This window comes from Micromonospora sp. NPDC049175 (assembly GCF_043197345.1).
Taxonomy (GTDB): Bacteria; Actinomycetota; Actinomycetes; order Mycobacteriales; family Micromonosporaceae; genus Micromonospora.
Window position 1 is genome coordinate 229,843 of record NZ_JBICSY010000004.1, and the last position, 12,302, is coordinate 242,144.

General features: G+C 75.1%; 8 protein-coding genes. 1 reads left to right on the forward strand and 7 read right to left on the reverse strand.

The window, feature by feature from the left end; genetic code table 11:
- Nucleotides 1-5: 5 nt before the first annotated feature.
- The 6 genes from ACGFH8_RS18285 to ACGFH8_RS18310 are packed head-to-tail and all read right to left on the reverse strand — an operon-like array spanning nucleotide 6 to nucleotide 10,330.
- Nucleotides 6-5,003, reverse strand: a complete 4,998-nt coding sequence (locus ACGFH8_RS18285) for a condensation domain-containing protein (RefSeq protein ID WP_393368280.1) — start codon at nucleotides 5,001-5,003, stop codon at nucleotides 6-8.
- Nucleotides 5,004-5,021: 18 nt separating this feature from the next.
- Complete coding sequence (locus ACGFH8_RS18290; protein ID WP_393368282.1) at nucleotides 5,022-6,824, reverse strand: non-ribosomal peptide synthetase; 1,803 nt, start codon at nucleotides 6,822-6,824, stop codon at nucleotides 5,022-5,024.
- Nucleotides 6,821-7,864, reverse strand: a complete 1,044-nt coding sequence (locus ACGFH8_RS18295) for an HAD-IIIC family phosphatase (protein WP_393368283.1) — start codon at nucleotides 7,862-7,864, stop codon at nucleotides 6,821-6,823. The genes ACGFH8_RS18290 and ACGFH8_RS18295 overlap by 4 nt, the downstream gene beginning before the upstream one ends.
- A complete protein-coding gene (locus ACGFH8_RS18300) occupies nucleotides 7,864-8,871 on the reverse strand; it encodes a hypothetical protein (RefSeq protein WP_393368285.1) in 1,008 nt (335 codons plus the stop codon). The genes ACGFH8_RS18295 and ACGFH8_RS18300 overlap by 1 nt, the downstream gene beginning before the upstream one ends.
- Nucleotides 8,868-10,037: an acyl-CoA dehydrogenase family protein gene (locus ACGFH8_RS18305; protein WP_393368287.1), complete on the reverse strand. Its 1,170-nt coding sequence runs from the start codon at nucleotides 10,035-10,037 to the stop codon at nucleotides 8,868-8,870. The genes ACGFH8_RS18300 and ACGFH8_RS18305 overlap by 4 nt, the downstream gene beginning before the upstream one ends.
- 11 nt (nucleotides 10,038-10,048) lie before the next feature.
- The gene (locus ACGFH8_RS18310; protein WP_393368288.1) at nucleotides 10,049-10,330 is read right to left on the reverse strand and encodes an acyl carrier protein; all 282 of its coding nucleotides are present in this window, start codon (nucleotides 10,328-10,330) and stop codon (nucleotides 10,049-10,051) included.
- Between the two features lie 117 nt (nucleotides 10,331-10,447).
- Between ACGFH8_RS18310 and ACGFH8_RS18315 the strand changes: the two genes are divergently transcribed.
- Nucleotides 10,448-11,221, forward strand: a complete 774-nt coding sequence (locus ACGFH8_RS18315) for an alpha/beta fold hydrolase (protein WP_393368290.1) — start codon at nucleotides 10,448-10,450, stop codon at nucleotides 11,219-11,221.
- Nucleotides 11,222-11,228: 7 nt separating this feature from the next.
- Here the strand turns inward: ACGFH8_RS18315 and ACGFH8_RS18320 are convergent, their stop codons facing one another.
- The gene (locus ACGFH8_RS18320) at nucleotides 11,229-11,984 is read right to left on the reverse strand and encodes an SDR family oxidoreductase (RefSeq protein WP_393368291.1); all 756 of its coding nucleotides are present in this window, start codon (nucleotides 11,982-11,984) and stop codon (nucleotides 11,229-11,231) included.
- Nucleotides 11,985-12,302 lie beyond the last annotated feature (318 nt).

Consider the following 12,302-nt stretch of genomic DNA (forward strand, 5'->3'; position numbering starts at 1 on the left):
CCCGGTCATCCGGTCGCCGCCGGCAGCCACAGATCGAGCACCGCCAGGCCCGGCTCGGCCGCCGCCGCGCGCAGCACGCCGACCAGCTCGTCGGCCAGCGCCGCAGTGGTGTCCGGGTCGAAGAGCGCGGTGCGGTAGGTCAGGCTCGCGGCCACGCCGTCGCCGTCCGGCCGCACGGTCAGCGCCAGGTCGTACGGGTGCTCGACGGCCGAGGCGTCCACCGGCCCGAACCACATGTCGAACAGCGGGTGGCGGCCCGGCAGCGGCGGCAGGTCCAGTGCCCGCGCCAGCGCGTCGACAGGCACGCCGAGGTGTTGGCGCGCCCCGGCGAGCGTGGCGTCGACCCGGGCCAGCAGGTCGCCCCAGGTGGGGTCGTCGGAGAGGTCCACGCGGATCGCGGCGGCCTGCGACCCCTGGCCCCCGTCCAGCGCGGCGCCCACCACCACGTCGTCGGTGCCGGCCCGCGCCGCGACCACGGCGAGGTACGCGCCCAGCAGCGCGGTCACCGGATCGCCCCCGGCGGCCGCCACCACGTCGGCGGGCACGCCGAACCGGTGCACGGCGGTGGCGGCGTCCCCACCGGTCGGGCGGGGACGGTCGGTCGGCAGCTCCATCACCGGCGCGTGGGCGAGCACCTCCCGCCAGTACGCGACGTCACCGTCGGCGCCCCGGCCGGGCTCCTCGACCTCCGGAGCCGGAGACCCGGGCCGGGCGGCCGAGACGGTGCCGGCCACCTCCCGCACGGGCCGGTCCGGGTCGGCCGCGAGCGCCCGCAGCAGCGCCACGAACAGCTCGGCCATCCCCACCACCGTGGAGTGCTCGAAGAGTTGGGTGCTGTATTCCAGGATGCCCACCAGGTCCCGCATCTCGGCGTGCTCGCCGAGCACCAGGCTGAGGTCGAACTTGGCGGTGCCGGGCGGCAGCCCGGGGAACGGGTCCTCCCGGTCGCCGCCGCCGAGCACGTTGCCCCGCCCGATGTCCCGCGAGACGGTCGGCGGCAGGGTCTGGTGGACGTACATCACGTCGAACAGCGGGCTGCGCGACGGGTCGCGCGGCCCGGCGACCGCCTTGACCACCCGGTCGAAGGGCACCTCCTGGTGCTCCAGACCGGTCAGCACCGTCCCGCGCACCTGGCGGACCAGGTCGCGGAAGGTCGGCTCACCGGACAGGTCGGCGCGCAACGCGATGGTGTTGTTGAAGAAGCCGATCAACTGCCACAGCTCCGGGCGGGTACGCCCGATCGTCGGGGTGCCCACCACCACGTCGTCCTGCCCGCTGTAGTGGCCGAGCAGCACGTACAGACCGGAGAGCACGACGGTGAACAGCGTCGCGGTCTCCGCCCGGCCCAGCTCCCGCAGCGCCTCGGTGACCTGCTCCGGCAGGATGAAGCTGTGGTGGTCGCCCGTGTGGTCGCGGCGGGTCGGCCGGGGATGGTCGGTGGGCAGGTCGAGCACCGGCGGGTCGTGCAGCTTCTGCCGCCAGTAGTTCAGCTCCGCGTCCAGTGCCGGGCCGGTCAGCAACTCGCGCTGCCACCGGGCGTAGTCGCGGAACTGGATGGGCAGCGGTGGCAACTCCTGCCGCTCGCCCCGGGTACGGGCGGCCAGGTGGGCCGCCAGTTCGGCGGAGAGCACGGCCGGGGCCCAGCCGTCGTTCACCGCGTGGTGCATGAGCGTGATGCTCAGGTGGTCGTCGGGGGCGAGCCGGACCAGCACGACGCGGACCAGCGGGTCGTCGGCGATGTCGAAGACGTGCCGCTGCTCGGCGTGCAGGATCTCCCGGGCCGCCGCCTCCGGGTCGGGTGCGTCGGAGACGTCGACAACTGTGAAGAAGTCGCCCAGGGCGGGGCGGATCACCAGGCGCGGCCGGCCGTCGTCGGTGACGAAGTTGGAGCGCAGGACCTCGTGGCGCGCCGCGAGATCCTCCCAGGCCAGGCGCAGCGCCTCGGCATCGAGTGGGCCGCGTACCCGGGCCGGCGCCGGCAGGTTGTAGAGCGTGGTGCCCGGGTCCAGTTGGTGGTGGAACCACATCCGCTCCTGGCCGAACGAGACCACGAGGTCGTCGCCGGGCACGATCGGTGGCAGCCCGCGCGTCGTCGACGCGCGCCGGCCCGCCGGCCTGGCCGGGCGGTGCGCCGGGTCGGCGACCGGGGGCGCGGCGGTGGCGTCGGGCTGCGGTACGGCGGCGGACGGGGATGACTGGGCGGCCGGACCCCGTTGCTGGGCGGCAGGGGCGGAGGGCTCGGCGGCCTCCGGCTTGGCGGTCTCGGGCTTGGCGGCCTCGGGCTGGGCGGCCTCGGGCTGGGCGGGGTCGAGCGCCTGCGGATCGGGCGTGACCCGTGCGGGGCCGGCGGGTTCGGGGTCGAACGCGCCGGCGCGTTCGGCGATCACGCCGGTGAGGTCGTGCACGTAAGGGTGGTCGTAGATGTCGATCAGGCCGAGGCCGACGTCGTAGGTCTCGGCGACCCGGTCGATCAGTTGCAGGGCGATCACCGAGTTGCCGCCGAGCGCGAAGTAGTCGGCGTCCGCCGGTACGTCGTCGGCGTGCAGCAGGGCCCGCAGTGTCTTCCGCAGCCACGGCCCGACCGGCGGCCCGACGGGCTCGGCGGTGGTGGCGGGCTCGGCGACAACGGCGACGGCAACGGGCTCAGCGGTCGCCGCCCGCGCGATGGCCGGCTCGGTGGTGGTTGCCCGCGCGATGGCGGGAGTGGCTGCCCGCGCGATAGCTGGTTCGGCGGTGGTCGTCCGTGCGATGGCCGGCTCGACGGCTGTCGCCGGGGGCGGCGGCGTCTCGGCGTCCGCAGGAACGACGGCCACCTCGGCCGGAGCCGCGGGCGGGCCGAGGCGGATGATCTCGCCCAGTGGCAGCGGCCAGCAGCGTTCCCCGCGCAGCGGGGTGCCGGGCAGGTGGATCCGGCGCGCGGGCGGACCGGCCGGCACCTCGGCCAGGGCGGCCCAGTCGAGGTCGACCCCGGCGGAGTACAGCGCGCCGAGCACGTGCAGCACCCCGTCGGGGCCGGGCGGCACGCGCAGCACGTCGTGCGGTCCGCCGGGCGTCGCCGGGTCGGCGAGCGCGTCGCCGAGTTCGCCTCGCAGGCCCAGCTCGACGACGGCGACCGGGCCGTCGGCGAGCACCGCGGCGACGGCGTGCCGCAGCCGCTCCGGGTCGGCGGCGGGGAACGAATCGCGGCCCGTCAGCTCGACGGTGTCCTCGGGTGTCAGCTCGTCGCGCAGCCAGCGCACGGCGTAACGGGCCGCGCCGGAGCTGAGCATGCCGTGCACCGGCACTCCGGCGGCCACCAGCCTGCGGTGCGCGTCGAGCTGCCAGGCCACCGTGTCGGCGCGGGGTCCGCGCAGCGGCAGGGACGTCGGCAGCGGGGCAACCGTGGCGTCGACCGGCACCTCGGCGTCCCCGGAGAGCAGCAGCACCACCCGCGGCGTGCTCCCCGCGTCCGTCGCGCTCCCCGACAGGGCGCCCGCCGGGTCGGCGGTCCGGCGCCAGGTCGCCTCGGCGGCCAGGGCGGTCGCGGCCGTGCGGGTGTCGGTGGCCACCACCGCGAGTCGTACCGGGTGGTGGTCGCGGCCCGCGCCAAGCGTGACGGCCACGTCGGCGAGGCGGGCCGTCCCGGGCCGCAGGGCGACCGCGACCCGGGTGCAGGTCTGCAGCAGGTCGTCCGGGGTACGGGCGGAGATCGGCAGGAGCTGCGCCCCGCCGTCGTCGGCGGCGGGTGGCTCGGGTGCCTGCTCGACCACGCAGTGCGCGACGATGCCGCCCAGGCTGAAGGAGCTGATGCCGGCCCGGCGCGGCTGATCACGGCTGCCCGGCCACTGTTCCAGCGAGGTCACCACCCGCACTCCCGCCGCCTCCGGGTCGACGCCGTCGGCGGGGGAGCGGTAGTGCAGCGACGGGTAGCGCTCGCCGTGGCGGACGCTCAGGATCGCCCGCACCAGACCGGCCACACCGGCCGCGTGGTCGAGGTGACCGATGGCGGTCTTGACCGAACCGATGGGCAGCGCCGCGCCGCGCCGGGTGCCGGCCCGGCGACCGGCCAGGCCGAGCCCTTCGATCTCCACGGCGTCGCCGAGCCGGGTGCCGGAGCCGTGGGCCTCCAGGTAGCCGGCGGTGGAGAGGTCCAGACCGGCTGCCCGCCAGGCCCGGCCGATGACGTCGGCGTGGGCGACGGCACTCGGTGTGCTGATCGTGGCGGACCGGTGTCCGTTGTGGCCGATCGCCGTACCCCGGATGACGGCGTGCACGGGCAGACCCTCGGCCCGTGCCCGGGCCAACGTGCTGAGCAGCAGCACCGCACCGCCCTCGCCGGCCGCGGTGCCGTCGGCGTCGGCGTCGAAGGCCCGGCACCGAGCCTGCGGGGAGATGATGGCCTGGAACGCGCCGGTGTCGTCGGCGGGTGGGTGCAGGGAGCGCACCGCGACCCCGCCGGCCAGCGCGAGGTCCGCGTCGCCGGCCCGCAGCTCGCGGCAGGCGTGGTGCACGGCGATGAGCGAGCCGTTGCATCCGGTGTCCACGCCGTAGGTGGGGCCGACCAGGCCGAACAGGTGAGCGACCCGGGACGGCAGCGCGCAGGGCACGGTGCCGAGCATGGCCAGGGTGCCGGTCTCACCGACGAGCGCGGCGTAGTCGGCGCTCGGTGAGCTGAACACCACGGCCGTCCGGCTGTCCCGCAGGCTCGACGGGGCCAGGCCCGCGTCCTCCACCGCGCCCTGCGTCAGGTGCAGGGCGATGCGGTGCTGCGGGTCCATCAGCTCCGCCTCCCGGCGGGACAGGCCGAAGAAGCGGTGGTCGAAGAGGTCGATGCGGTCCAGGTAGCCCAGCTCCGCGTACCGGACGTCAGGGTCGACGTTCGTGCTCTCCATCCGCGTCGCGGGCATCGGCCGCACACTGTCCCGGCCGGCGCGCAGGTTGGCGCGGAACGTGTCGAGGTCGTCGGCCTGCGGGAACCGCACGGCGACACCGATGATCGCGATGTCCTCTCCTGGCTGGCCCATCGTTCTCCCTCCCGGGGGTCACACTTCGAAGCTGAGCGCGGCGGCGGGCGGCGGCCCGGCGCGGTCGGCGGCGGGCGTGTCCGCCACTCCGGCGATGACCGCCGCCTGCGCCGCGATCGTCTTGGCGTCGAACAGCTCACCCACCCGGACCGCCCCGGACCACCGGCGGTCCAGGCGCTTGTGCAGGTCGACCACCTTGAGCGAGGTGCCGCCGGCGTCGAAGAAGTTGTCGTCCAGGCCGCAGCCCCGGTGCCCCAGCACCTCGGCCCAGATGTCGGCCACCGCGCGTTGCAGCCCGGTCCAGTCGTGATCAGCGGGCGCGTCCACCGGGTCCTCCTCGCGTGCGGCGCCGAGCCGCGCGAGGGCGTCCCGGTCGAGCTTGCCGTTGACGGTCAGCGGTATCGCGGGCACCGCCACGAACCGCGCCGGCACGGCGGCCGGCGGCAGCGACTCGCGGCACAGCGCCCGGAGCACCACCGGCGACGGGGGCGGGCCGTCGCAGACCAGGTACGCGACGAGCACCGGCTCGGGTACCAGCGGGTCGAGCAACACGGCGGCCTGGCGTACCCCGGGGTGGACACTCACCACCTCGGCCACCTCGGCCGGCTCGACCCGGTGCCCGCGTACCTTGACCTGGTCGTCGGCCCGTCCCCGAAACTCCACGGTGCCGTCGGCGCGGCACGCGGCCAGGTCCCCGGTGCGGTACAGCCGGGCGCCCGGCTCGGCGGCGAACGGGTCGGCGACGAACCGCTCGGCGGTGCGGGCCGGTTGCCCGGCGTAGCCCTGCGCCAGGAACGAGCCGCCGACGTACAGCTCGCCGACACGGCCCGGCGGCTGCTCGCGCAGCGCGGCGTCGAGGACGTGCACGCTCGCCCCGGGCAGCGGTGCGCCGATCGGCACCTCACCGTGGCGGTGCGTCGGCGCCACCCGCAGGAAGGTGCACGAGACGATGGCCTCGGTCGGCCCGTACTCGTTGGCCAGCTCGGTCTCCGGCAGCAGGTGGCGGTGCCGACGCACCAGGTCGGCGTCGCACCGCTCACCGCCGACGCTCACGTGCCTCAGCGTGGGCGGCAGCAGCGCGGCGTGGTCGAGGAGCAGCCGATAGTAGGACGGCACGCAGATGAGGTGGGTCGCGGCGTGGGTGGCGGCGAGCGCGGCGACGGCACCGGGGTCGGCCATCCGCTCCTCGTCGGGCAGCACCACCGTGCCGCCTCGGCGCAGCGTCCACAGGGTGGCGCCCAGGCTGCCGTCGAACGACAGGCGCAGGGCGGACAGGAACGTCGGTGGCTCGGCGCCGTAGAGCACGCCGCGGCAGCGGATCGAGGCGTCCAGGTTGGCGTGGCCGACGACCACGCCCTTCGGCCGGCCGGTCGAACCGGAGGTGTGGATGACGTACGCGGGCAGGTCCAGTGGCAACATCGTTGGCAGCGGCACCGGTGGCGCGGCCACCAGGTCACGGACGTCGAGGTGGGCCAGCGTGTCCGCGCAGGCCGGGCGGCTGCCGGCGTGCACCAGCACCCGGCAGTCGGTGTCGCGCACCACCGCCGCCAGCCGCCCCGCCGGCTGCCCCGGCTCGACCACCGACCACGCGGCGCCCACCCGTGCGGCGGCCAGCATGGCGACCACCGTGGCCGTCGACTGTTCGAGGTGGACGGCCACCACGGTGCCGGGCAGCACACCGGCGGCGACCAGACGCATCGACAGGTGGTCGACGGCGTCCGCGAGCGCGCCGTAGCTCAGCACCTCGTTTCCCACGACCACCGCCGGCGTCTCCGGGGTCTCGCTCGCGTGGGCGAGGATGTCGACCACCAACGGCGTCATCGGGGCACGCCCGTGCGGTCGTCGACGCGTACGTGACCGGGGCGGGTCGGGGGCAGCAGGGCCGGGTTGGCGGCGAGCAGCATCCGGTCGGCGTCACGCCGGACGATCTCGAAGCCGCTGAAGCGCAGCGTCACCAGCATGATCCGGTTGACCGGCGTGGGCACCAGCTCGGCGACCGGGCGGCGGCCGGCGGCGACCGCGGTACGCACCAGGTGGTCGAGCAGCACCGCGCCGACGCCACGGGAGACCACCCGGCAAGACATCAGCAGCAGCTCCAGCACCGACTCGGTGTCGGTGAGCCGGGTGACGGCCAGGCCGATCGTGCCGTAGGAGCCGAAGCGGTCGGACAGCTCGGCGACGGTCACCTGGTAGCCGTCGTCACGGCACATGGCTCGCAGCTCGTCCATCCCGTACGTGATGCCGGTGCTGTTGAGCTGGTGGGTGCGTACGGTCAGCTCGTGGGCGCGTGCCAGGTCGTCCTCGGTGGCCCGCCGGACGGTCAGCACCAGGTCGAGGCTCGCCAGGAAGTCGGTGTTCGGCTGGTCCCAGTCCTTCTCGGCGGCGGCGCGACGGTGCTCGGCCTGGTACATCCGCCGGCGCCGCCGCGACTCGTCGGTGACGAACGGCGGCTGGAACTCGACGCGGGCGGGCAACTCGCCGACCTGCGTGGCGTCGTAGCAGCGCACCAGCGGCAGCGCGTGGGCCACCTCGGCCCGCTCCACCGGGTCGTTGTCGACGAAGGCGAGGGTGTCCGAGCCGATGCCGAGGGTCTCGGCGATCCGCCGTACCGCCGTCGACTTGTCGCCCCAGCCGACCTCGACGGCGCAGAACATGTCGGCCAGTCCCACCGCGTCGAGGTGGGCGGCGGCGGTGTCGTGGTGGCCACGGCTGGCCACGGCGTGCAGGATGCCCCGCTCGTCGAGGGCGTGCAGGGTGCCGACCGCCGCCGGGATCGGCGCCGGCTTGTCGCCCTCCAGCACGACGCCGCCCCACAGCGTGTCGTCGAGGTCCCACACCAGGCACTTCACCGTCTGGCTCATCACTGGTCCGTCCCGCGCACCAGCAGGGCGCTGCTCCAGGCCGCGACCGGGCTGCTGTTCATCACCAGGACGTGCCCTCCCGGTGCCACGGCGTCGGCGGTGTCGTCCAGGTTGGCGAGCACGTCGATCGGGCCGAGGTGCCCGTAGCGGGCCAGGTTTGTCGGGCAGGCGTCGTCGATCGTGACCTCCAGGGCGCTCTGCCAGAACGCGAACGCGCCGCGGGACAGGTTCTGCATGAGCACCGCGTCCAGCCGGTCCGGGGTGAGGCCCCGGGCCGCGAGGACCTCCCGGTTGAGGTCGCGCAGCCGGTTGCGGCTCTCCATGGCCAGCCGGAACGAGTAGGTCAACTCGTCGGAGCAGGTCTCCCGCCAGTCGCTGGCCGGAACGTCCCGGTAGTCGATGTGGAACAGGTCGGCGTAGCTGCCGTCGCTGCGCAGCGCGTGCTCGACCCAGCCCCACCGACCCGTCTCCCGGCCGAGCAGCACGGCCGCGCCGGCGTCACCGAGGACTGTCATCGGAGGCCGGTAGCGCTCCTCGGTGGCGGCGGCGGCGCCCATGGCCACCAACACGTGCCGCCAGGCCGGCCGACCGCGCAGCAGCGCCACGCCCACGTCGATCGCTGCGGACACCGACACGCAGCCCAGGTCGCCGACGCTGAGCGTGGCTGCCCGGGTCGCGCCGATGCGGGCCTGCAACCGGGTCGCCTCGGAGGCCAGCAGGTACTGCGGCGCGCGGCCCTGTACGAGGATCAGCGCGTCCAGGTCGTCGGCCGCCAGGCCGGCCCGGTCCAGCGCCTGGCGCGCCGCGGCGGCGGCCAGGTCCACCTCGGCCCCTGGTCCCGGCCGGCCGTGGTGGTCGCGCAGGCAGCGCACCTCGTCGATGCCGAGGGACAGCACGTGGGCCCGGCGCGCCTCCGGCAGCGCCGCCACCTCCGGTAGCGCGGCCACCGCCACCGCCTCCGGCGGCAGGTGGACGCTTACCGGGCCGAGCCAGACCGGTGCGGTCACGACGGCACCACCACGGGTACCGGCGTGGTCGGCGTCGCCGCGTCGCGGCGCCGGTGGGCGCGGATGGCGTGGTCGGCGAGGTGCAACTCGCTCACCTCGTCGGAGCCCTCGATGATTCGCATGACCGTGGCGTCGCGCAGGAACCGGCCCACCAGGCTGTCCGCGTCGCAGCCGGCCGCGCCGTGCACCTGCACGGCGTCCCGGCTGACCTGGGCGGCGGCGCGGGAGGCGGCGTACTTCGCCAGGACGGTGCCGGCCACGGCGTCCGGGTCACGGGCGGCGCGGAGCCGCGCCGCGTGCCGGCAGAGCTGTTCGGCGGCGGTGACCGCGACGTGTCCCCGGCCGAGCATGGCGCGCACCACCTGGTGGTCGGCGAGGCGTACCTCGCCCTGTGTGCGGTCCACGGCGTGCCCGGTGGCGGCCCGCTGGCAGGCCCGCGCCATCCCGACGCACCCCCACGCCACGGTGTAGCGGCCGTGGTCGAGCGCGGTGCCGGCGACGTGGGACAACCCGAACCCGGCGGGTGCGACGAGGTGCGAGCGGGGGACCCGGACGCCGTCCAGGTCGAGGTGGGCCACCTGGGCTGCCCGAAGGCCGAGCTGACCGCGTACCGGCTCCCGGCGCAGGCCCGGTCGGTCGCCCTCGACCAGCACCGCGGCCGGTGCCCCGCCCAGACGTCCGATCACGAGCAGCAGGTCGGCGGTCGCGCCGAACGTCACCCACTGCTTGCGGCCGGTGACCCGCACCGAGTCGCCGACCGGTTCGATGCTGGTGGCCACGGCGGACAGCTCGGTGCCGGCGCCCTCCTCGGTGGCGGCGAAGCCGGCGACCCGCGCGCCGGTGGCCAGCGCCGGCAACCACCGCTCCCGCTGGTCGGCCGAGCCCCAGCGGGCGAGCGCGGCGGCGACCATGCCCTGCACGGTGAGCAGCGCGCGCAGCGAGGAGCACACCGCACCGATCCGGGCGGTGGCCTCACCCAGCGCCTCCGGCGACGCGCCCGCGCCGCCGTAGCGTCGGGGTAGGTCCCGGGCGAGCAGACCGGCCGCGCCCGCCTCCGCCACGACGGCGGAGGGCAGCGCGCCCGTCCGGTCCCATCCGGCGGCGGCGGAGCGTACCGTGTCGGCGAAGTCGGTGGCCTCGGCCACGACGGCGTCGTCGGTGTCCACGGCGTCCCCGCTCAGCCGCGATTCGCGGCGGCACGTTTGCCGCCCACGAAGGCGGTGACCGCGTCGATGGTCCGGAAGTTCGCGAAATCCAGGTCCTCGGGCTCGACCTCGATGCCGAAGGTGTTCTCCACGAAGGCGATGAGCTGCAGCGCGAACAGGGACGTGACGGTGCCGCGGGCGAAGATGTCCTCGTCCGGGGCCGGGGCATCGCCGACCACCTCAGCCAGGAACGCCCGAATCGTGGCGGCCACGTCGGTCGGGGGGGCAGCGGTAGCCGGGATGCTGTCGCTCATGAATGCGAGTATTCCACATGGACATTTACCGCAGTCCATAGGATAATTCGGCGACGGCGTCCGGTGTAGCCGATTGGGCAGCTACCGCCCGTGATCACCTGCGTTCACCATGGAGCCATGGGTTACGCGCCGGCCGAGGGTCTCGACGTCTACTACGAGGAGCACGGCGAGGGCGATCCGATCCTGCTGCTGCACGGCTCGCTCGCCACCATCGAGACGTCGTTCGCCACCCTGCTGCCCGCGCTGGCGAAGAGCCGCCGGGTGCTCGCGGTGGAACAGCAGGGGCACGGCCACACCCGTGCCGCGGACCGCCCGCTGACGCTGGAGTCGATGGCCGACGACACCGCGGCGGTCCTCGACCACCTGGGAACGGGGCCGCTCGACGTACTCGGCTACGACCTCGGCGCCGGCGTCGCGCTGCACCTCGCGGCACGGCGGCCCGACCTGGTCCGCAAGCTGGTCTTCGTGGGCCACGCCTTCGACCGCGACGGTTTCCACCCGGGTGTGCTCGACGGCGTCGCCCACCTCACGCCGGCCATGCTGGCGGGGTCACCGTTCGAGCGCGCGTACGCCGCCGTCGCCCCCGACCCGTCGGGGTTCGCGGCGCTTGTCGAGCGCACCACGGCGCTGGAGACCGGCATGACCGACCTGACCACCGACGAGGTCCGCGCCCTGGCCGCGCCCACGCTCGTGGTGATCGGCGACGCCGACCTGGTGACGCCCGAGCACGCGGTACGGATGTTCCGGCTGCGCGGCGGCGGCGTACCCGGTGACCTGGTCGGCCTGCCGCCGTCGCAGCTCGCGGTGCTGCCCGGCACCTCGCACGCCGCGCTGCTGGCGTGCCCCGACCTGCTGCTGGGGCTGGTGCTGCCGTTCCTCCAGGCGCCCTGAGGGTCGGTCAGCCCAGCCCGCCGGCGGCGTGGATGTTCTGCCCGGTCACCCAGCGGGCGTCCGGACCACAGAGGAACGCGACCACGTCGGCCACGTCGGCCGGCTGACCGAGGCGACCCAGCGGGGTGACCCGCGCGGCGATCTCCACGCTCTGTGCGCTGTTCGTCGCGTGCAACAGGTCGGTGTCGGTGGCGCCCGGGGACACGGTGTTGACCGTGATGCCCCGCGCCGCCAGCTCCCGGGAGGCCACCGCGGACAGTTGCTCCACCGCGCCCTTGCTGGCCGCGTAGGCGGCGATGCCCGGCCCCGGCATGACCGTGTTGATCGTGGACAGGTTGACGATGCGACCGCCGTCGCGCATGTGCCGGGCGGCGTGCCGCAGCGCCAGGAACACCGCGCGGGCGTTGACCGCCATCAGCCGGTCGTACTCGTCCTCGGACAGGTGGACCAGGGGCGCCGGCGTGTGCCGGGCCGCGGCGTTGTTGACCAGCAGGTCCAGGCCGGCCAGGTGGGTCTGGGCCTGCGCGAGGAGGGTGGACACACCGTCCGGCTCGGCGAGGTCGGCCTGTACGCCGTGGGCGACGCCGCCAGCGGCCGCGACCGACGTCTCCACCTCGGCGGCGGCCTCGGCGTCGCTGCGCCAACCGAACACGACTGTCGCGCCGTCGCGGGCCAGCCGCTGCACGACCGCGCGCCCGATGCCCCGCGAGCCGCCGGTGACCACGGCTGCCTTGCCCTCCAGAACCCGCGTTTCCTCGGCCATGGACCGACGATAGGGCCGTCGGCGGCCGAGGGGCAGGCCCCCTCTGGCCATGCCTGATCGGTCAGGCCACCGCTCGGGACCGGCGGTCGACGAGCGGTGGACGGCGGTTGATCGGGGTGACCCGTCACCGATACCAACACGGATCACCCCCACCCGATCACTGAGGGCGGCGAGCTGCTCACACCCGTTGATGCGGGGGCCGCGAACTCCTGCCCGCGTTTCGCGGGGTCGCCGGATCGGCACCGACCGGGCATGATCCTCTACGCGCCGGACCCGGCGGATCCCTCACCCCGCGCGACGAGACATGCGATGCCCAGG